The organism is Burkholderia sp. Ax-1724, assembly GCF_011752995.1.
Taxonomy (GTDB): domain Bacteria; phylum Pseudomonadota; class Gammaproteobacteria; order Burkholderiales; family Burkholderiaceae; genus Paraburkholderia.
The window spans coordinates 1-21,162 of the sequence record NZ_VWWL01000017.1 but is presented as its reverse complement, the minus strand read 5'-3'; the positions used below and the strand labels follow the sequence as shown (position 1 = coordinate 21,162).

The following is a 21,162-nucleotide window of genomic DNA, read 5'->3' as shown; positions in this document are numbered from 1 at the left end:
TCAGGCGCGTACGTCCGGTTCGAGCTGCAATTGCAGCAAGATGATGGTGTCCTTGACTTTGAGCTTGCGCTTTTTCAGGCGCTGCAGCTCAAGGTCGTCGATGCCGGGCTCATCCGACATCCGGTCGATCAACCGGTCGAGCCCACTATGCTCCGATTCCAGTTGCAGAATGCGGTCACGGAGTGTGTTTCCGTCGATGACGTGATGACGATCGCGCATGCTCGCCTCCTCTCGTCGAAGGCATGAACTGCGCGCGCAGCCCGATGCCTGAGGTTGCTGTCCGGCTCAAAACGCGTTACGGCGACTACGGTGGTGCCGGCCACGAGCCGGCACCGGCTACAGCACGCGACTACTCCTGCTGCTGTTGCTGTTTCTGCTGCTCTTCGAGTTGCTGCTGCTTCAACTGGTCCTGACGCTTCTGCTCGGCCTTCTCGGCGGCCTGCTTCTGGCGGGCTTCGACGTCGAGCTTGTGCTGCGCCGCATCGGCCTGCTTGCGCTCGAAATTCTGCTGCTTCTGCTCGCGCTCCTGCGCCTTTTGCACGCCCTGCTGACGCGCTTCCTCGAGCTTGCGCTGGTAGTCGCTCTGCTTCTGGTCGTAGGCCTGCTGATTGGCCGCCGCCTGCGCCGGCGTGACGCCGCGTTGTGCCTGATCGAGCGCGTGCTGGTGCTGCTTGTCTTCGTAGGCCTGCGCGTTGGCCGCGCGCTGCGGCGCCTCGGCGTTGCGCTGCGCCTGATCGAGCGCGTTCTGGCGCTGCTTCTCCTGATACGCCTGCTCGTTGCGCGCGTCTTCGGCGGCCCGTTGCGGCGCTTCCGCCTCGTTTTGCGCGCGCCGCAAGGCGGTGCGCTGGTCGCGCTCGCGAGCGCGCTGTGCGCGCTGCTCGGCGTCGAGCGTCAGCTGTTCCTTGCGGATTTGCGCCTGCACCGTGCGCATCGAATCGCGCGCGCGGTCCAGACAGTGATTGACGAAAAAGCGGCTGTAGCAGTTGTGCTGCGCGAGCGCGTACTGGTAGTTGTTGTCGTCGCTGCGCTGGTCGAGCACTTGTTGCCGATCCTCGAACGATTTGTCGAGCGCGGCCGCGTCGCTCACGCTCTGCGGACTGTCGGCGCTCGTTGCGCCGGTTGCTGTTGTCGCTGTCGTCGTGCTTGCAGGCTGATTTGCCGACTGAGCGGCTGCCGGGACGGTGGCCGTCGCCACCGGCTGCGCGGCCTGCGCGATAGCCGGCCGGGGCACGCCGAGCGCCACGGCGATCACGCACGAGGCGCCCACCGCCGCCAGCCTGCGCGGCGCAAACCGAATCACCCCGAAATCAGCCGCGCAAGCAGGCTTCGCGCCCGCTGCGGCACGCGCCATCGGTACGGGCGAACCGGCCGCCAAACGCGGCGAAGAAAGCGGCAATTGAGACAAATCCCGAGACAAGCCCGGAGACGAACCCGACGACAAAAAAGAGACCAGGCGATTGAGCGACAAGGAGATTGGCAACGTCGTAGAAGGTCAACGGAACATGCCCGAAATTCTAACACCGCGCGGTTGAGCCTCCTGGCATTTATGGCAAAATGCCCCGCTCCTGGTCGCGGCGCATGCCCGGCCTGTCCGACCTGCCGCCCGCGCGCGGCCCCTCACTGAGTCCGCAGGAACACCAAGACCTTATGACGGAAACCGTAGCACTCAAGATCGTCCAGCGCATCGCCACTGAACTGTCCGTCCAGCCGCGCCAGGTCGCGGCCGCCGTGGAACTTCTCGACGAAGGCGCGACCGTTCCGTTCATCGCCCGTTACCGCAAGGAAGTGACCGGCAATCTCGACGACACGCAACTGCGCAACCTCGAGGAACGCCTGCTGTATCTGCGCGAGCTGGAAGACCGGCGCGCGGCGATCATCTCAAGCATCGACGAACAGGGCAAGCTCACCGACGAGCTGCGCGCCGCGATCGAAGGCGCCGACAGCAAGCAGGTGCTGGAAGACCTCTATCTGCCGTACAAGCCGAAGCGCCGCACGCGTGCGCAGATCGCGCGCGAAGCCGGTTTGCAGCCGCTCGCGGACGCCTTGCTCGGTAATCCGCTGCTCGATCCGCAAACCGAAGCCGCGGCCTACGTGGATGCCGAGAAAGGCATCGCCGACGTGAAGGCCGCGCTCGACGGCGCGCGCGACATCCTCTCCGAGCAGTTCGGTGAAACGGCCGAGCTGCTCGGCAAGCTGCGCGACTACCTGTTCAACCAGGGCGTGGTGTCGTCGAAGGTCGTGGAAGGCAAGGAAACCGCCGAGGAAGAGAAATTCCGCGACTACTACGACTACGCCGAAACGATCCGCACGGTGCCCTCGCATCGCGCGCTGGCCCTCTTCCGCGGCCGCAATGCGGGCGTGCTGATGATCAAGCTCGGCTTGGGCGAGGAACTCGACGCGCAGGTGCCGCATCCGGGCGAAGCGCTGATCGCGCGGCACTTCGGCATTGCCAATCAGAACCGCCCCGCCGACAAGTGGCTCTCCGACGTGTGCCGCTGGTGCTGGCGCGTGAAGGTGCAGCCGCACCTCGAAAACGAACTGCTGACCAATCTGCGCGACGAAGCCGAACACGAAGCGATTCGCGTGTTCGCGCGCAATCTGAAAGACCTGCTGCTCGCGGCACCGGCCGGCCCGAAGGCCGTGATCGGCCTCGATCCGGGCCTGCGCACGGGCGTGAAGGTGGCGGTGGTCGATCGTACCGGCAAGGTGCTCGCGACCGACACGATCTATCCGCACGAGCCGCGCCGCGACTGGGACGGCTCGCTCGCGAAGCTCGCGCGCATCGCCGCGCAGACCCAGGCCGAGCTGATCAGCATCGGCAACGGCACCGCCTCGCGCGAGACCGACAAGCTCGCGAGCGAACTGATCTCGCGTCATCCGGAATTGAAGCTGCAAAAGATCGTCGTGTCGGAAGCGGGTGCGTCGGTGTATTCGGCGTCCGAACTCGCCGCGAAGGAATTCCCCGACATGGACGTGTCGCTGCGCGGCGCGGTGTCGATCGCGCGCCGTCTGCAGGACCCGCTCGCCGAACTCGTGAAGATCGAGCCGAAGGCGATCGGTGTCGGCCAGTATCAGCACGACGTGAATCAGCGCGAACTCGCGCGCTCGCTCGATGCGGTCGTCGAGGACTGCGTGAACGCGGTCGGCGTCGATGCGAACACCGCGTCGGTCGCGCTGCTCGCGCGCGTGTCGGGTTTGAATGCGACGCTCGCGCGCAACATCGTCGACTATCGCGATGCGAACGGGCCGTTCCCGTCGCGCGAGCATCTGCGTAAAGTGCCGCGTCTCGGCGACAAGACCTTCGAGCAGGCGGCCGGCTTCCTGCGCATCAATAACGGCGAGAATCCGCTCGACCGTTCGTCGGTGCACCCGGAAGCGTATCCGGTCGTCGAGCGGATTCTCGCGAAGATCAGCCGGCAGGTCGGCGAAGTGCTCGGCAATCGCGATGCGCTGCGCGGGCTCTCGCCGACCGAATTCGTCGACGAGCGCTTCGGCCTGCCGACCGTGCGCGACATTCTGCTCGAACTTGAAAAGCCGGGCCGCGATCCGCGTCCCGAGTTCAAGACCGCCACGTTCCGTGAAGGGGTCGAGAAGGTCAGCGATCTGATCCCTGGCATGGTGCTCGAAGGCGTCGTGACGAACGTTGCCGCATTCGGCGCGTTCATCGACGTCGGCGTGCATCAGGACGGCCTCGTGCACGTGTCGGCGATGTCGACGAAGTTCGTGAAGGACCCGCATGAGGTCGTGAAGGCCGGCCAGATCGTCAAGGTCAAGGTGCTCGAAGTCGACGTGAAGCGCCAGCGGATTGCGCTGACCATGCGCCTCGACGACGAACCGGGCGCGGCGGCCGCACGCAGCGGCGGCGGCGGTGCGCAGCAGGAGCGCGGCTCGGGCGGCGGCTTCAACCGCGGCGGCGCGGGACGCGGCGCGCCGCCGCGTTCGCGCGAACCGGAACCGTCGGGCGCAATGGCCGCGGCTTTCGCGAAGCTCAAGCAGAAGTAAGCAGGCGCAAGCCAGCGTACGAGGAGCATGACGAGTGGAGTGAGCGCGTCGGATCGACGGACGCGCTTCGCCCGACTCGCACCGCTCTTTGCGTAGTCGCAAGCGACGGGCAACTCGATGCCCGCATACTCGCGAACGACGCGCAGAAACAGAAAACCCACGCCATGCGTGGGTTTTCTGTTTGCGCTCCCGCCTGTCAGATACGGGATAAATCAGATCTCGATCTTCGTTCCCAATTCCACGACGCGGTTCGCCGGAATACTGAAGAAGTCCGTCGGCTTCGCGGCGTTCTGATGCATCCACGCGAACACGCGTTCGCGCCACACCGACATGCCCGGCAATTGCGTCGGCACGACCGTTTCGCGCGCGAGGAAGAACGACGTGTCCATCAGCTCGAAGGTCATGTCGTGCGTGCGGCCGACGTCGAGCAGCACCGCCTTCACGTCCGGCGTTTCGTTGAAGCCGTAGGCTGCCTTCACGAGCCACAGGCCGCCCTCCATATCCCTGACCGTTACGCGCTCGGCATCGTTCACGTAGGGGATATCGCGCGTGACGAAGGTCAGGAAGATCGTGCGCTCGTGCAGCACCTTGTTGTGCTTGAGGTTGTGCAGCAGGCTCACCGGCACCAGCGAATCGCTGCCGGTCAGATAGATCGCAGTGCCCGACACGCGATGCGGCGGATGCGCGAGCAGCCCCTGCAGGAACGGCATCAGCGGAATACCGTCGGCGGCCGTGCGCTCCTTGACGAGCATGCGGCCCTTGAACCACGTCATCAGCAGGAAGAACAGCAGCGCGCCGATGCCGAGCGGCAGCCAGCCGCCCTCTTCGACCTTCAGCAGATTCGCGCCGAAGAAGCCGAGGTCGACCGCCATGAACACGGCGATGATGAGCGCGACGAGCAGCTTGTTCCAGTTCCACACGTTCACCATCACCACGCACGCGAGCACGGTCGTAATCACCATCGTGGCCGTCACCGCGATACCGTACGCGGCGGCGAGATTATCCGAGCTCTTGAACGCGATCACGATGCACAGGATGATGAAGAGCAGCATCCAGTTCACGACCGGTACATAGATCTGCCCGATCGCGAGGTCCGACGTGTGCAGGATCTTCATGCGCGGTACATAGCCGAGCTGAATCGCCTGGCTCGTCAGCGAATACGCGCCCGAAATCACCGCCTGCGACGCGATCACGGTCGCCACCGTCGACAGCACGACGAGCGGCAGCAGCGCCCAGTCCGGCGCGAGCAGGAAGAACGGATTTTCGATGGCCTTCGCGTCGTGCATCAGCAGCGCGCCCTGACCGAAGTAATTGAGCACCAGCGACGGCATCACGAGAATGTACCAGGCCATGCGGATCGGCTTCGCGCCGAAGTGGCCCATGTCCGCGTAGAGCGCTTCGGCGCCGGTCAGCACCAGCACGACCGAGCCGAGCACCACGTAGGCCTGCAGCACGTGCGCGGCCATGAACGTGTAGGCGTAGTACGGATTGAGCGCGCGGATCACGCTCGGCGACTGGATGATGTGCCACAGGCCGAGCGCGGCCAGCACGATGAACCACAGCACCATGATGGGGCCGAACAGCCGGCCGACCGTGGCCGTGCCATGCCGCTGGATCCAGAACAGCACGATCAGGATCACGATCGTGAGCGGCAGCACCAGGTGTGACAGATGCGGCGCGGCAATCTCGAGACCCTCGACCGCCGAGATCACCGAAATGGCCGGTGTGATTACCGCGTCGCCATAAAACATGCAGGCGCCGAAGATGCCGAGCATCATCAGCAGGCCGGCCATCTTCGACTTCTGATCGAGCGAGCGCAACGCGAGCGCCATCAGCGCGAGCACGCCGCCTTCGCCGTTGTTGTCGGCCCGCATCACGAACAGCACGTACTTGATGCCGACCACGATCACGATCGCCCAGAACAGCAGCGAGATCACGCCGAGAATCGATTGATCGGTCAACGGAATGCCGTGCGACGGACTGAAAGCCTCTTTAAGCGAATACAACGGGCTTGTGCCGATGTCGCCGAACACCACTCCGATCGCGGCAATCGCAAGGGAAGACAGCGGCTGCTTGTGTGCGTGATTGTTATCTGTCATAGACGCGAGAGGATCCGTTCCCAGGCGGAAAAAACGACCGCTATTCTAAACTCCCCATCTGACGCCGCCCGCCTTGTTGTGGATACGCGACGTGGATGGTCCGCGCAGTGTAGCACTGCGATATGAACGCGTCTGCTGCATTGGGGATCATATGGCCGGCATCTCGCGCACCGGCTTCGCGATACGCTGAAGGATAGCCGACGCCGTGCCGCGCCCATAAAAAAAACGGAGCCCGGCTGGGCTCCGTTTTCTGAATACGGCGATGAACACGGCAATGAGCACTGGATGAAAACCGCGCGATACACGAATGTAAAACACGTGTAAGGCGCGGGATAGGCATCACTGGCCCGACGACTCCTGCGCCTGCGCAATGCCGCGCTTGATCCACGCACCGAGGTTATGCGGACGCACCGTGTCCCATTCCTCGAACGGCTGATGAATCCACGGGTTCGTGGCCAGGTACTGCACGTGATAGTCGGGCTTCACCTTCGAGCAGCCCTTGTACCACAGCACGGCCGAGCGCACCGCGGTGATGGCCGGATAGCGCTCCTTCAGATGCTGCTGCACGCGTGCGAGCGTGACGCCCGAATCGACGAGGTCGTCGACGAGCAGCACATTGCCCTGCAGTTCGCCGCGCGTCATCGTGATGTATTGCGCGATGTCGAGTTCGCCCTGCTCCGTGCCGGCCGCTTCGCGATACGAACTCGTGGCGAGAATCGCCAGCGGCAGATCGTAGATGCGCGAGAGCTGGTCGCCGACGCGCAGGCCGCCGCGCGCAAGGCACAGGATCTTGTCGAACTTCCAGCCCGACTCGTGCACGGTCAGCGCGAGCAGTTCGATCAGCCGGTGATACTCGTCCCAGCCGACCCACAGGTTCTTCTCGTCGTTACGCGGATCTTTCATCGCGATCATCGGTACGCCCTGCATGACTCAAACCTTGAACGGGTGACGCAACAGAATCGTTTCTTCGCGATCCGGACCGGTGGAAACCATGTCGATAGGAATACCGGCGACTTCCTGCACGCGCGAGAGATACGCGCGCGCGTTGGCCGGCAGCTTGTCCCATTCCTTGATGCCGACCGTGCTTTCCTTCCAGCCCGCGAAGATTTCGTAGACGGGCACGCAGCGCGCGACTTCGGTCGCGCCGCGCGGCAGCAGATCGACGTTCTGGCCGTCGACCGTGTAGCCGACGCACAGCTTCACTTCATCGAGGCCGTCGAGCACGTCGAGCTTGGTCATGCACAGGCCCGAGACGCCGTTGATCTGGATCGAGCGGCGCAGCGCGGCGACGTCGAGCCAGCCGGTGCGGCGCGGACGGCCCGTGACCGAGCCGAATTCCTTGCCGACGGTGGCGAGTTCGAGGCCGATCGGGTCCTGACGCGAGGCGTTGTCGGCGTCGTACAGTTCGCTCGGGAACGGACCCGAACCGACGCGCGTGCAGTACGCCTTCGTGATGCCGAGAATGTAGTTCAGTTTTTGCGGACCGACGCCCGCGCCGGCAGTCGCCGCACCCGCGACGCAGTTGCTCGACGTGACGAACGGATAGGTGCCGTGGTCGATATCGAGCAGCGTGCCCTGCGCGCCTTCGAACAGCAGATTGCCGCCGTTGGCGTTGACGTCGTAGAGACGGCGCGACACGTCGGTGACCATCGGCTTCAGACGGTCGGCGTAGCTCAGCATCGTGTCGAGCGTTTGCTGGAAGTCGACTGCGGCGGCGCCGAGGTACTGCGTGAGCACGAAGTTGTGATAGTCGAGGTTTTCGCGTAGACGCTCGGAAAACGCTTGCGGATCGAACAGGTCCTGCACGCGCAGGCCACGGCGCGCGACCTTGTCTTCGTAGGCCGGGCCGATGCCGCGGCCGGTCGTGCCGATCTTGCCCGCGCCGCGGCGCGCTTCGCGGCCCTGGTCGATCGCGATGTGGTACGGCAGGATCAGCGTGGTGGCTTCGGAAATGAACAGACGTTTCTGAACGTCGATGCCGGCGGCTTCGAGCTCGCCGATTTCCTTGAACAGCGCTTCCGGCGACAACACGACGCCATTGCCGATGTAGCACGCGACGCCGGGATGCATGATGCCCGACGGAATCAGACGCAAGATGGTTTTCTTGCCGCCGATGATAAGCGTGTGACCGGCATTGTGACCGCCCTGGAAGCGAACGACGCCTTGAGCGTGGTCCGTCAGCCAGTCGACGATCTTGCCCTTGCCTTCATCACCCCACTGGGTACCCACGACGACGACGTTGCGCCCGGGGTTCACATTCACTGCGCTGGCAGACATGTTGTTTCGTAAGCTGGTTAAAAACGTATTCTACCTAGGTTCGCGGAAGCTTCCGGAATTTTTCCGTTTCCGCTCAACGGCATGCACGTTATGTTGAGTATGGGGAAAGTTGCGCGGCAGCTTGCAGCGGCCTTGCCGCTGCCGGGTTCTGGCGGCGGCTTCGCCGCCCTGTCGCGCACGCGGGGACGAGCCCTCGGCACGCACCCAGGCGACGGCTCTCGGGCGCCGCCCAGGTACGGCTCAGGTATGCCTCAAGCGCGCGGTTCGACAACCCAGGCGCCGTTGCGCTCGACCAGCATGCGATCGAATGCGAATTCATCGAAATCGTGCTTGTGGCCAGGCAGCGCCTGGATCACGACTTCGCCCGTATCGCGCAGCGCGGCGACCGCGACACGCAGCGCCTCGTCATGCCGCCACGGCGCGAGGATCGCGCTGCTGCGCGCTTCGATCGGCGAGATGCGCGCGACTTCGCGCAGATCGAGCGAGAAGCCGGTTGCCGCGCGCGCGCGGCCATAGGCCTGGCCGACGTGGTCGTAACGGCCGCCGCGCGCGACCGCGTTCGGCACGCCGTCCACGTAGGCGGAGAACATCACGCCGCTGTGATACGCGTAGCCGCGCAGATCGGCGAGATCGATCATCACTTCGGCGCCCTCGACCTGGCTCGCGAGGAACGCGAGGTCGTCGAGCGCGCGGGCGATGGCCGGCGAGTTCGGCAGACGCGCGCGCGCTTCCTCGAGCACCGACGCGTCGCCGTACAACGTGGGCAGCGCGCGCAGCGCGTCGCGAATCACCGGCGAGAATTGCGCCGTCATCTCGACGAGACGCGGCACGTCCTTGCCCGCGAGCGCGTCGTAGAGCGCCTGGCCCAGGGCTTGCGCGGCCGGCTCGGCTTCGATCAGCGCGGCGAGCACGCCTGCATGGCAGAGGTCGAGGCGCACTTTGTCGAGACCGGCAAGACGCAGTGCGTCGAGCATCAGTTGCTGGATTTCGAGGTCCGCTTCGAGACCGGCGTGACCGTAGATTTCCGCGCCGATCTGGATCTGCTCGCGCGTCGCATGCAGACCGCGCGGCCGCGTATGCGCGACATTGCCCGCATAGCACAGGCGCGTGACGCCCTGACGGTTCAGCAGATGCGCATCGATACGCGCGACCTGCGGCGTGATGTCGGCGCGCAGGCCGAGCGTGCGGCCGGACAGCTGATCGACGAGCTTGAAGGTGCGCAGGTTCAGATCGTGGCCGCCGCTGCTCAGGAGCGACTCGAGGTATTCGAGCAGCGGCGGCATGACCATCTCGTAGCCGTACGAGCGAAAACGATCGAGCAGATGACGCCGCAATTCTTCGATCTTGCGGGCCTCCGACGGCAGCACGTCGGCAATATTCTCGGGAAGCAACCAGGTCGACATCGATACAGTCCTACGGCGTTGAACACGGCGTCTTGAAGCGCCGGGTAAGTGAGTGTGAATGGCGTCCAGCGGCTCGATTCTGGCGGCTGGGGCAAGCGTTCGGGCGGTGCTCGGCGGCCCCCCGTCATGTCCCTCGTTAGGTCCCTTAGCGCGCCCGTTTCGCAAGCGCGTGAAGAATCGACGGGACGGCGGCATGGCCGGCGTGCGAGGCTGACGCGCCGCGTTTCGTGCGCCGCCGCTCGCGCGGCAGACGTCCTGCAAAACTTCCGTTACTTCAGGTCGCGATAAGCAGCAGGATCAGCCCGAGCAGCATCACGATGAGTCCGCCGACACGAATGTGATGCGGTGGCCGCTCCGCTATTTTACGGAACGTGTCGCGCCAGGCGGCCGGAAAAACGAAGGGAAACATGCCTTCGATAATCAGCATCAAGGCGATCGCGAGCAGTAACGAGCCGGCTATGTCCATGCGAATGAAGTGGCCGCGATGCGGATGCCGCGGCCTTCGGTAATCAGCGTTTGCGGGGCGGCGCGGCAGCGTCCGGAGCGGCGCCGCCACTCGGGCTGCGCATGAAGCGGAAGAACTCGCTGTTCGAATCGACCACGATCAGATCGCCCGGCTTGAAGGTCTTCCGGTACGCCTGCATGCTCAGATAGAACTGGTAGAACTGCGGGTCCTTGTTGAACGCCTCGGCGGCGATTTCCGCGGCCTTCGCATCGCCTTCGCCGCGAATGCCCTGCGCCTGCGCAAGACCGTCCGCGAGCACCGCCTGCTGCTTCGCGAGCGCGTCCGCGCGGATCTGGTCCGCTTGCGCCGTGCCCTTCGCGCGTTCGTCGGCCGCGGCCTGTTCGCGTGCGGCAATCATGCGCTTGAAGACCGAGTCGGCCATGGCCGCCGGAAAATCCACGCGCGTGAGCTGCACGTCCACCACCGACACGCCGAGCGATGCAGCGCCCTTATCGAGCGCGCCGCGCGCCTCGTCGGCGACGGCCTGCTGTTTGGCAAGCGCATCGGACAGCGTGAACTTGCCGAACGCGTCGCCGAGCGCGCCGCGCGACAGCAGCGCGAGCCGGTCCGGCAGGCTTTGCACGTCGCCCTTCGTTTCGGCGACCAGCTTGAGCGGATCGGTCACGCGAAACTTGATGACCGGGTTGACGAGCAGTTCGGTTTTATCCGACGTGACGTAATGATCTTCGTCCGGCGCGTCGAGCGACTGGATGCGATTGTCGACGAGCGTGACCGTTTGCAGCGGCGGCGGCAGCTTGACGTGCAGGCCCGGGCCAAGCAGGGTGGGCGCCGCGTCGGCGCGCGCAGACAGCACGGCCATATGGCGTTGATCGACGACGAATACCATCGACGAAGCCGCGAGCAGCACGATGACGACCGCGACGACGAGCGCAATGATTCTGTTCATGTATCGCGCTCCTTATTGAACGTCGTCTTCGCGCATGCGATTGCGGAAGGCTTCGCGCGAACGCAGCGACACACCGGCGGCTCGGCTCGCGGGCGTGGCCGCGGCGGCAGGGGAAGCTGGAGAAGCCGGCGAAGCCGCCGGGGTATCGGCCGAGGCGCCGGTATCGGCCGGAGCCGAGGCAGCCGAAGCGGCGACCCCATCCGCCGCGCTCGCCGCCGGCGGCGCGCTCGCAGCGGTGGCGGCCGAAGCGGCTGCAGCCGCTGCCGCTGCCTGGCGTTCGCGGTTCTGTTCGACCAGTCTGTCGAGCGGCAGATACAGCACGTTGTTGCCGTTCTTCGCGTCGACGAACACCTTGGTCGCATTCGAATAAATCTGCTGCATGGTTTCCATGTACAGGCGGAAGCGCACCACGGCAGGCGCCTTCGAGTATTGCGCGTAGACCTGCCCGAAGCGCTCGGCCTCGGCCTGCGCCTGCGCCACCGTATTCTGGCTATAGGTTTTCGCGTCCTCGATCTGACGCACGACGTCGGCTTGCGCGCGCGGCAGCAGATCGGCCGCATAGGCCTCGGCATCGCGCTTCGCGCGCTCGTTTTCGTCGCGCACGCGAGCGGCATCTTCGAACGCGGACTGCACCTGCTCGGGCACCTGCACGCTCTGGATCGTCACGCCCGTCACGGCGAGACCGGACTCGTACTGGTCGAGCAATTGCTGGATCGCGGCCATCAACTGCTGACGCAATGTTTCGCGATCCTGAGCGAGGAGATCGGCGGTGCTCTGTGCGCCGACGATGCCGCGCACCGCCGCCTGCGCGGCATACGCCACGCTCTGGTCGGGATCGACACCGCGAAAGAGGAAGTCGGTCGGCTTGCGCACCTGGTATTGCACCGCAAAGCGCACGTCGACGATATCGCCGTCGTGCGTGAGCATCGCCGCATCCTTCACGTTCGCGAGACGCACCACGTTGCTGCGGCCGATCTCGATCTGGCGGATCTGCCCGACGTTGACGAACTCGTGCGCTTCGAACGGATACGGCAGACGCCAGTGCACGCCCTGCCCCGCGGTATAGCGATACTTGCCGAACTGCATGACGACGGCGGCCTGACCGTCCTGCACGACGAATACGCCGCTGCCGAGATAGATCGCGATCAGCACGCCGATCACGATGCCGACGCCGATGCGTGCGCCACGCCCGTTGTCCGGACGGCCGCCGCCGACACCGCCGCCCTTGCGGCCGAACATCCGGCTCAAGCGGCGGTTGAAATCGCGCCACATTTCGTCGAGATCGGGCGGACCTTCACCGTCGCGAGCCGGACGCTTTGGATCGTTCGGACGCTGCCGGTCGCCATTGCCGTCGCCCCGGCCCCAACGCGGATCGTTCAGTGAAAGCAAGGCGCGCATACGCAGCCAGATACTCCGCTCGTTGTAATCGTTCACCTGTGTTCGTTCACCAGAGTAGACAGCGGATCAGTGCAATTGGAACGGGTCAGTGCCCGAGTTCTGGAATCTTGTGGTTCTCGCGCGGTTCTGTCGTACGGATGTCTTCCGACGGGTCGAACGGCATGTCGGCAAGCGGTTCGGCTGTAGCGATTTCAGCGATGGCTGCGCGCAACGTATCAAGCCCCTGCCCCGTGCGCGCGCTCAAAAAGACGCGCGAAATATTACCATACTCGTCCCGCTCGACCGCCTCGCCACGGGCCGCCAGCTCGGGCACCGCGTCGATCTTGTTGAACACGAGCACCTGCCGGACCGTGTCCGCGCCGATCGCGTGCAGCACCTCGTTGACCTGGTCGATCTGGTCGAGCCGCACCGCGCTCGACGCATCGACCACGTGCAGCAGCAGATCGGCGTGAATGGTTTCCTCGAGCGTCGCGCGAAACGCCGCGACCAGCTGGTGCGGCAATTCGCGAATGAAGCCGACCGTGTCGGACACGACGACCTGCCCCGCTTCGTCGCCGAGATAGACGCGCCGCGAAGTCGTGTCGAGCGTCGCGAACAGCTGGTCGGCCGCGTACGCCTGCGCCTTGGTCAGCGCGTTGAAGAGCGTGGACTTGCCCGCGTTCGTATAGCCCACGAGCGACACCGACATCGTCTGGTTGCGATTGCGCGCGCGACGCTGCGTGCCATGCTGGCGGCGCAGCTTGTCGAGACGGATCTTGAGCGCCTTGATGCGCTCGCCGATCAGCCGGCGGTCGGTTTCGAGCTGCGTTTCGCCGGGGCCGCGCAAACCGATACCGCCCTTCTGGCGTTCGAGGTGGGTCCACGCGCGAATCAGCCGGGTCGACAGATATTGCAACTGCGCGAGTTCGACCTGCAGCTTGCCTTCGTGGCTGCGGGCGCGCTGCGCAAAAATATCGAGGATGAGACTCGTGCGATCGACCACGCGCCGGTTAAGCGCCCGCTCCAGATTGCGCTGCTGCGCAGGCGCCAGAGCATGGTTGAAGATCACGAGTTCGATGTCGTTCGCTTCGCACGCAAGGCGCAGTTCTTCCGCCTTGCCGCTGCCGACGAACATCTTCGCGTCGGGACTGGAACGGCGTCCGGTGAGGGTGACTACGGGATTCGCGCCCGCGCTTTGCGCGAGCAGGCTGAGTTCTTCGAGACTGGCTTCGAAATCGATCTTGCCGAAGTCGATGCCAACAAGCGCTGCATTGATCAAATTGGAGGGTATCAAAATGACGCGGCCGGAAGAGAATCGCCAACGGGCGACATCGTGCCGGCCGCGGCGAGGGTTAGGACTGTTCGGAATCCGGGTGGAAATTCACCGGACGGGCCGGCACGACTGTCGAGATAGCGTGCTTGTAGACCATCTGGGTGACCGTATTCCGGAGCAACACGACGTACTGGTCGAACGATTCGATGTTCCCTTGAAGCTTGATGCCGTTGACCAGATAGATCGACACCGGCACATGCTCTTTACGCAGTGCGTTCAAAAACGGGTCTTGTAACAATTGCCCTTTGTTGCTCATAGCAAACTCCGTATTTTTTTGCAGGTTGACTGAATTGGCGACGAAGAAAAAGAGATCCGCCACCAACCGCTACACTATAGCTGATTTTCATTTCCACGCGCGGCGCCTAGCCATTCGGCCAAACCCAGCACGCACGCGGGTTTCAGGCTCTGCTCCCGGCTTCGCGGCGAGGCCTGGCTCCGGCTCGCCGCGAGACCCGGCGTTCTTTTAGCCTTTGTCCGCGTAAGGGTTCGTCGAGGATCTGAACTCTATTCGCAATGGAGTGCCCATCAGCTTGAAAGTTTCCCTGAAGCGGTTTTCCAGGTAGCGCTTATAGGTATCGGTAATCGCATCGAGCGCATTGCCGTGAATCACGATGATCGGCGGATTCTGGCCGCCCTGGTGCGCGTAACGCAGCTTCGGACGCACCGGCCCGCGACGGCGCGGCTGCTGGAATTCGACCGCCTCGATCAGCGCGCGCGTCAGTTTCGGCGTCGGCAGCTTCGACATCGCGGCCGTGTAGGCGTCGTCGACCGAGCGCATCAGCGGCCCGATTCCGGTTTTTTCCGCGGCGGAAATGAAATGGAATTTGGCGAAGTCGAGAAATTTTAGTTTGCGCTCGAGATCGCCCTTGGTGCGCTCGCGCACATGCGGATCGAGGCCGTCCCATTTGTTCACGCCGACCACGAGCGCACGGCCCTGCTCGACGACGAAACCGGCGATGTGCGCGTCCTGGTCCGAGATATCCTGGCGCGCGTCGAGCAGCAGGATCACGACGTTCGCGTCCGAGATCGATTGCAGCGTCTTCACGACCGAGAACTTTTCGATCGCTTCGAACACCTTGCCGCGGCGGCGCAAACCGGCCGTGTCGATCAGCGTGTACGGCTTGCCGTTGCGCTCGAAGTCGACGTAGATCGAATCGCGCGTGGTGCCCGGCATGTCGAACGCGATCACGCGCTCCTCGCCGACCAGCGCGTTGATCAGCGTCGACTTGCCGACGTTCGGCCGGCCGACGATCGCGATCTTCACGCCGCGCGCTTCCTTGCCTTCCTCGCTCTCTTCAGGCTGACCGGCGTAGGCGACTTCGAGCGCCTCGTCGATCATGTCGGTAACACCATCGCCGTGCGCCGCCGAAATCGCGCGCGGGTCGCCGAGGCCGAGCTCGTAGAAATCGGCGGCGACGTTGGTGTACTTCATGCCCTCGGCCTTGTTGACGACGAGGAAGATCGGCCGGCCGACCTTGCGCAGATAGTCGGCAATCGACTTGTCCTGCGGCGCGAGGCCGTTGCGGCCGTCGACGATGAACACGACCACGTCCGATTCCTCGACCGCCTGGCGCGTTTGCCGCGCCATCTCGTGCAGGATGCCGTCCTTCGCGACCGGCTCGAAGCCGCCGGTGTCGACGACCAGATACGGCCGCTCGCCGGTGCGCCCTTCGCCATAGTGACGATCGCGCGTGAGACCTGGCAGATCGGCGACCAGTGCGTCACGCGAGCGCGTGAGGCGGTTGAACAGCGTGGATTTCCCCACATTGGGGCGCCCGACGAGGGCAATAACGGGTTTCATCAGATATTGTTCACGGTGAAACGCGGGATCGGAGCCGATCGCACGCGTAGCGACGTCAGGCCGCCGCGCGGCGGCGTTTTGACGAAATTATCACGAATTCAGCCAGCTCCGGATGTGCGTTCGATAGGCGCATCCGGGCGGACGGCGGTGGGCTGCGGGCGGCACCAGGGAGCCGCCGGATTCAGACTTCGCTGCGCAACGGCTCGCCTGCGCATGCGATCGCGCTCTTCTTCACGATGCCGCAAAAGAGGCGCGCGAGCCACCGCGCATGACGAGCGGGACAGCTTCCGATCCGACTTGCCGGACCAGCCCGTCCGGCGGATTTCTTCTTTTGAGTCTGCGCGAGCAACCCGGCAAACAGACCGATCCATCGACCCAAGGCGCCCGACACTCGCCAGCACGTTCAGGCGCCGGTTCAAACCTCGCTTTTCAGCCAGATTCCCAGCCCGACTCTCAGTTAAAACGCGCGCGGCCGGCAAAACCGGCCTGCGCGCCAAACAGCATGCCCTGCGATCAGCGCGGGCGGAAACCGAACAGACCGCCGTCGCGTGTCTGCACGACCAGCGTGTCGCCGGCCAGCACCGGCGCCGCGCTAATTGCGCTGCCGTCGGTCTTCATGCGCGCGACGAGCGCGCCATCGGCGTTCGACAGAAAGTGCACGTAACCCTGGTAGTCGCCGAATACGGCCGCGCGGCCGAGCAGCATCGGCACGCTCAGATCGCGGTTCTTCAGCGACTCGTTCTTCCACAGCACCGAGCCATTACTCCCGTCGAACGCGGAGACGATCGACCAGTCGTCGGCGGCGACCACGCTGCGATCATCCTGCGCGAGGCCGCTCGTGCTCGAGAATGCCTTGCTCCACAGCGAACGGCCCGAGTTCGCGTCGAAACAGCCAATCTGGCCCTGAAACGTCACCGCGCAGGTCTGCGAGCCGACCAGCGTGGGCGGGCCGGTCACGTCGTTGATGCGCTCCACTTCGGTCACGCCCTTCGGATACGACACCGGCGTTTGCCAGTAGTTGTCGCCGGTTTGCAGATTGATCGCCGAGAACGAGCCGCCCGGGAAACCGGCCAGCACCGCCGCGTCGCCCGCGAACGTCATGCCCGACGACACGCGCAGGTTGAGCGGCACCGCGCGGTTGCGGTAGTTCCATTTCTGCTCGCCCGTTTGCCCGTTGAACGCGACAATCTGACCGTCGATCGTGCGCACGACCACGAGGCCGTTGCCGACCAGCGGCGGCGAAATGATCTCGCCTGGCGCCTTGGCAGTCCACAGTTCCTTGCCGTCCGCGCCGAGCACGTACACGTCGCCCTTCAGGCCGCCGACCGCCGTCAGCGTGCCGTCGCTGCCGACGCCCGCCGAGAGGTCGTCGTGCAGCTTGGTGCGCCACACGTCCTTGCCGGTTTGCGCGTCGATCTTCGCGACGGTGCCGTTCGCGCCGGCGGCGTACACGGCATTGCCGACCGCGACCGGCGAGAACAGGTAACGGCCCGCCTTGCCCACACTCGCCGACCAGGACTGCTGCACGTCGAGCACAGGCTTGAACTCGGTGAGCGGCGTCGGCACACGGCGCACGTCTTTCGTGGATGAGCAAGCCGCCAGCGAGAGAACGGCCATCGCACAGATAACGGGCACAGCGTAACGTTTCAGCAGATTCATCGGTGGACGAAGCATTCAGGAGATTAATTAAAGGAAACCGTCTTGCGGTCGTGGCTCACGGCGCGTCGCGCAAGACGCTCAGCCGCCGAGCGCATCGAGCTTGAACTGGATCAACTGGCGCGCCGAACTGTCGCTCTTCGACAGCGAGTCGAGCGCGATCTTGTAGGCCGCGCGCGCATCGTCGTGCTTGCCTTGAGCAGCGAGCAGATCGCCGCGGCGGTCCGCCACGATACCCTTGAAGGCATCCGACTGCGGCTCGGCGAGCAGCGCGAGACCCTGGTCGTAAGCCTTGTCGTCGAGCAGCAGCGAAGCCATGCGCAGCTTCGCGATCTGCTTGAACTCGTCGTCCTTCGCGTGATCGATGGTCCATTGCAGTTGCGCCTTCGCGCCAGCTTCGTCGCCGGCCGCGTAGAGCGCCTTGGCTGCACCGAGCGCGGTCATCTGCGCGTAAGCGGTGCGGCCGAACTTGTCTTCCATGTCGGCGGCCACGCGGGTGACCTTGTCCTTGTCGCCCGCTGCCACGGCCTGCTGCACCTGGTCATACAGCACCGCGGCTTGCGCTGCCTCACGCCGCTGCCAGAAATTCCAGCCGTTCCAGCCCGCACCCGCCAACAATACCGCCAGCACGATCCACGTGGTCGCGTTGCCCCACTGATTCCACCATGCCTTCAGACTTTCAATCGATTCTTGTTCGTCGTGGTAACTCATCGCCCGGCGATTTCCTCTTTCTTGCTACGTGTGCGTGTCGAGCCAGCCGGCCCGACGACATCGCGATCAGTCGTCGCCGTCTTCGGCGGTTGCAACCATCGCATTGATTAGATATTCGGTCAAGTCTTCGGCCAGCACGTTCTGTTGCTCGTTCTTACCGCCGTTGGACGTATCGCGCAGCGGTTTCACGCCGACCGTGCCGTTGGCGATCTCGTCTTCGCCGAGCACGACCGCGAACGCGGCGCCGCTCGCGTCGGCGCGCTTCATCTGCGACTTGAAGCTCGCCGACTGGCCGTCCGCGCTGCAATGCAGGATCACGTCGAGGCCGGTATCGCGCAGACGCTCAGCGATGATGAAGGCCTGCTCGCGCGCCGCGTCGCCCTGATGGACCATGTACACGTCGCAGCCCTCGTCTTCGGGCACGAGGTTCTCTTCCTTCAGCAGTTCGAGAATGCGCTCGACGCCCATCGCCCAGCCGCACGCCGCCGTCGGCTTGCCGCCCAGCTGCTCGATCAGCGGATCGTAGCGGCCGCCCGCCGCGACCGTGCCTTGCGCGCCGAGCTTGTCGGTGACCCACTCGAACACGGTCAGATTGTAGTAATCGAGACCGCGCACGAGACGCGGGTTGATCGTGAACGGCAGATTGTTCGCTTTCAGCAGACGCTGCAGGCCTTCGAAGTGCGCGCGCGATTCTTCGCCGAGAAAATCGATCAGTTTCGGCGCGTTCTGCGCGACTTCCTGCAACGCCGGGTTCTTCGTATCGAGCACGCGCAGCGGGTTCGTGTAGAGACGGCGTTTCGCGTCTTCGTCGAGCACGTCCATGTGCTTTTCGAGGTACGCGATCAGTTCGACGCGATGCGCGGCGCGCTCTTCAGCAAGGCCGAGCGAGTTGATTTCGAGCTTGATGCCGGTGAGGCCGAGGTCGTCCCACAGGCGCTGACACATCATGATGATTTCCGCGTCCGCGTCCGGACCCGCGAAGCCGAGCGCCTCGACGCCGACCTGATGGAACTGCCGATAACGGCCGCGCTGCGGACGCTCGTGACGGAACATCGGGCCGACGTACCACAGGCGCTTCGGACCGTCGTACAGCATGTTGTGCTCGATCGACGCACGCACGACCGCCGCCGTGTTTTCCGGGCGCATGGTCAGGTTTTCGCCGTTCAATGCGTCGGTAAAGCTGTACATCTCTTTTTCGACGATGTCGGTCACCTCACCGATACCGCGCGTGAACAGCTGCGTATGCTCGACGATCGGCGTGCGGATATTCTGGTATCCGTACGAACGCAGCATCGACTTGACGGTGGTTTCGAAAAATTCCCAGAGCCCGGCTTCCTGCGGCAGGATGTCGTTCATGCCCTTCACACCGGACAGCTTCTCGAGCTTTTTCTTCTGTTCAGTCATCTGTATTTCGATCGCCGCTATTTAGTTGAGCGCGTCGGCGCGGCCATAACGGCGCTCGACGTAGTCGCTCACGATTTGCTGGAATTCTTGCGCGATGTTCTCGCCGCGCAGCGTCTTCACCTTCTCGCCGTCGATGAACACCGGTGCGGCCGGGTTTTCGCCGGAGCCCGGCAGGCTGATGCCGATATTGGCCTGCTTCGACTCGCCCGGGCCGTTGACGATGCAGCCCATCACCGCGACGTGCATCTGTTCGACGCCGGGATACTGGTCGCGCCACACCGGCATCTGCTGACGCAGATAGGTCTGGATCTGCGAGGCGAGTTCCTGGAACAGCGTGCTCGTGGTGCGGCCGCAGCCGGGGCACGCGATCACCATCGGCGTGAACGAACGCAGCCCCATGGTCTGCAGGATTTCCTGGCCGACGATCACTTCGCCGGTGCGCGACGCGCCCGGTTCCGGTGTCAGCGAAATACGGATCGTGTCGCCAATGCCCTGCTGCAGCAGAACCGACAGCGCCGCCGTCGACGCGACAATGCCCTTCGAGCCCATGCCCGCTTCGGTCAGGCCCAGATGCAGCGCGAAGTCGCAGCGGCGCGCGAGTTCGCGGTACACCGCGATCAGGTCCTGCACGCCGCTGACCTTGCATGACAGGATGATCTGGTCGCGCCCGAGGCCGAGTTCGACCGCGCGTTCGGCCGAGCCGATCGCCGACTGGATCAGCGCTTCGTACATCACGCTTTGCGCTTCCCACGGCGTGGCGCGCGAGCCGTTCTCGTCCATCATCTTCGCGAGCAGGTCCTGGTCGAGACTGCCCCAGTTCACGCCGATGCGAACCGGCTTGTCGTACTTGACCGCCGCTTCGATCATCTGCGCGAACTGCGTGTCGCGCTTCGCGCCGTGCCCGACGTTGCCCGGGTTGATGCGGTACTTCGACAGCGCTTCCGCGCAGCCGGGATAGTCGCGCAGCAACAGATGGCCGTTGTAATGGAAGTCGCCGACGAGCGGCACCATCACGCCCATGCGGTCGAGCTGCTCGCGGATCGCCGGCACGGCCGCCGCCGCTTCCGGTGTGTTCACCGTGATGCGCACCAGTTCCGAGCCGGCCTGCGCCAGCTCCTTGATCTGGATCGCGGTGCCGATCGCGTCGGCGGTGTCGGTGTTGGTCATCGACTGCACGCGCACGGGCGCGTCGCCGCCGATGGTGACGAGCTGGCCGCCCCAACGGACGTTGACCGCGTGCGACTTGCGCCGCATCGCGGAACCGCCGAACACCGGCTCGTCTGAAACGATCTTGCTACTGGATTGGGATTGAGCTTCGGATTGCATCGAAAAACCCATTTACGCCGCACACGCTACGCAAAAACGCAGCGCCTGAATTGAAAAAGCGCCGCGGACCGGTTGGCCGCGGCGCACACCGTATCTGTCAAGGCAACGCAAAACGCGCCACGTTGCCCCTGGCTGCCGCATATTTCGCCGGATCGACAGGCTGACCGTCGAGCGTCAGCGATTCGAGACCAGCCTTGTTGCCGAGCGTCACCTTGAACGGCGCAACACCCGTCACCTGCTTCGGGTCCCCCGCATGCACGAGACCGGAGAACAGTTCCTTGCCGTCCTTGTCGCGCACGCTGAACCAGCTATCCTGGGTTACGCGCAGCGCGACGACCGCTTCGCCCGGCGCGGGCGCCAA

General features: G+C 64.5%; 19 protein-coding genes. 1 reads left to right on the top strand and 18 read right to left on the bottom strand.

The window, feature by feature from the left end; all coding sequences use genetic code 11:
* From F3J19_RS20175 to F3J19_RS20165, 3 genes are all read right to left on the bottom strand, one after another.
* A complete protein-coding gene (locus F3J19_RS20175; RefSeq protein WP_167044979.1) occupies positions 1-219 on the bottom strand; it encodes a DUF465 domain-containing protein in 219 nt (72 codons plus the stop codon).
* Between the two features lie 130 nt (positions 220-349).
* Positions 350-1,300, bottom strand: coding sequence for a hypothetical protein (locus F3J19_RS20170; RefSeq protein ID WP_345891060.1), 951 nt, complete (start codon positions 1,298-1,300; stop codon positions 350-352).
* A 7-nt stretch (positions 1,301-1,307) separates the two neighbouring features.
* Complete coding sequence (locus F3J19_RS20165; RefSeq protein ID WP_167044976.1) at positions 1,308-1,496, bottom strand: hypothetical protein; 189 nt, start codon at positions 1,494-1,496, stop codon at positions 1,308-1,310.
* 151 nt (positions 1,497-1,647) lie between these two features.
* Between F3J19_RS20165 and F3J19_RS20160 the strand changes: the two genes are divergently transcribed.
* Positions 1,648-4,002, top strand: coding sequence for a Tex family protein (locus tag F3J19_RS20160; protein WP_167044973.1), 2,355 nt, complete (start codon positions 1,648-1,650; stop codon positions 4,000-4,002).
* A gap of 212 nt (positions 4,003-4,214) precedes the next feature.
* Here F3J19_RS20160 and F3J19_RS20155 read toward each other — a convergent pair whose 3' ends face one another.
* From F3J19_RS20155 to F3J19_RS20085, 15 genes are all read right to left on the bottom strand, one after another.
* Positions 4,215-6,101: a potassium transporter Kup gene (locus tag F3J19_RS20155; protein ID WP_167044970.1), complete on the bottom strand. Its 1,887-nt coding sequence runs from the start codon at positions 6,099-6,101 to the stop codon at positions 4,215-4,217.
* Positions 6,102-6,440: 339 nt separating this feature from the next.
* Positions 6,441-7,013, bottom strand: coding sequence for a phosphoribosyltransferase (locus F3J19_RS20150; protein WP_167045359.1), 573 nt, complete (start codon positions 7,011-7,013; stop codon positions 6,441-6,443).
* Between the two features lie 18 nt (positions 7,014-7,031).
* Positions 7,032-8,378, bottom strand: coding sequence for an adenylosuccinate synthase (locus F3J19_RS20145; RefSeq protein ID WP_167044968.1), 1,347 nt, complete (start codon positions 8,376-8,378; stop codon positions 7,032-7,034).
* A 251-nt stretch (positions 8,379-8,629) separates the two neighbouring features.
* Entirely contained in the window at positions 8,630-9,781 is a 1,152-nt protein-coding gene (locus F3J19_RS20140) for an ATP phosphoribosyltransferase regulatory subunit (RefSeq protein WP_167044965.1), read from the bottom strand.
* 274 nt (positions 9,782-10,055) lie between these two features.
* Positions 10,056-10,247 (bottom strand): DUF2065 domain-containing protein, encoded by a 192-nt coding sequence (locus F3J19_RS20135; RefSeq protein WP_167044963.1) that lies wholly within the window; start codon positions 10,245-10,247, stop codon positions 10,056-10,058.
* Between the two features lie 43 nt (positions 10,248-10,290).
* Positions 10,291-11,193 (bottom strand): protease modulator HflC, encoded by a 903-nt coding sequence (locus tag F3J19_RS20130; RefSeq protein WP_167044960.1) that lies wholly within the window; start codon positions 11,191-11,193, stop codon positions 10,291-10,293.
* 12 nt (positions 11,194-11,205) lie between these two features.
* Entirely contained in the window at positions 11,206-12,627 is a 1,422-nt protein-coding gene (gene hflK, locus F3J19_RS20125; RefSeq protein WP_167044957.1) for an FtsH protease activity modulator HflK, read from the bottom strand.
* Between the two features lie 49 nt (positions 12,628-12,676).
* Positions 12,677-13,864 carry a GTPase HflX gene (gene hflX / locus F3J19_RS20120; protein ID WP_167044954.1) on the bottom strand — a complete coding sequence of 396 codons (1,188 nt, stop codon included), beginning with the start codon at positions 13,862-13,864 and terminating at the stop codon, positions 12,677-12,679.
* Positions 13,865-13,922: 58 nt separating this feature from the next.
* Complete coding sequence (hfq, locus tag F3J19_RS20115) at positions 13,923-14,159, bottom strand: RNA chaperone Hfq (protein ID WP_006051315.1); 237 nt, start codon at positions 14,157-14,159, stop codon at positions 13,923-13,925.
* 207 nt (positions 14,160-14,366) lie between these two features.
* A complete protein-coding gene (gene der / locus F3J19_RS20110) occupies positions 14,367-15,704 on the bottom strand; it encodes a ribosome biogenesis GTPase Der (RefSeq protein ID WP_167044951.1) in 1,338 nt (445 codons plus the stop codon).
* Positions 15,705-16,217: 513 nt separating this feature from the next.
* Positions 16,218-17,363, bottom strand: a complete 1,146-nt coding sequence (bamB, locus tag F3J19_RS20105; RefSeq protein WP_167044948.1) for an outer membrane protein assembly factor BamB — start codon at positions 17,361-17,363, stop codon at positions 16,218-16,220.
* A gap of 78 nt (positions 17,364-17,441) precedes the next feature.
* Positions 17,442-18,071: a tetratricopeptide repeat protein gene (locus tag F3J19_RS20100; RefSeq protein WP_167044945.1), complete on the bottom strand. Its 630-nt coding sequence runs from the start codon at positions 18,069-18,071 to the stop codon at positions 17,442-17,444.
* A 66-nt stretch (positions 18,072-18,137) separates the two neighbouring features.
* Positions 18,138-19,475: a histidine--tRNA ligase gene (gene hisS, locus F3J19_RS20095; protein WP_167044942.1), complete on the bottom strand. Its 1,338-nt coding sequence runs from the start codon at positions 19,473-19,475 to the stop codon at positions 18,138-18,140.
* A gap of 21 nt (positions 19,476-19,496) precedes the next feature.
* Positions 19,497-20,813: a flavodoxin-dependent (E)-4-hydroxy-3-methylbut-2-enyl-diphosphate synthase gene (ispG, locus tag F3J19_RS20090; protein ID WP_167044939.1), complete on the bottom strand. Its 1,317-nt coding sequence runs from the start codon at positions 20,811-20,813 to the stop codon at positions 19,497-19,499.
* 85 nt (positions 20,814-20,898) lie between these two features.
* Positions 20,899-21,162 (bottom strand): DUF4115 domain-containing protein (locus tag F3J19_RS20085; RefSeq protein ID WP_167044936.1); only part of this gene is annotated, 264 nt, incomplete at its 5' end.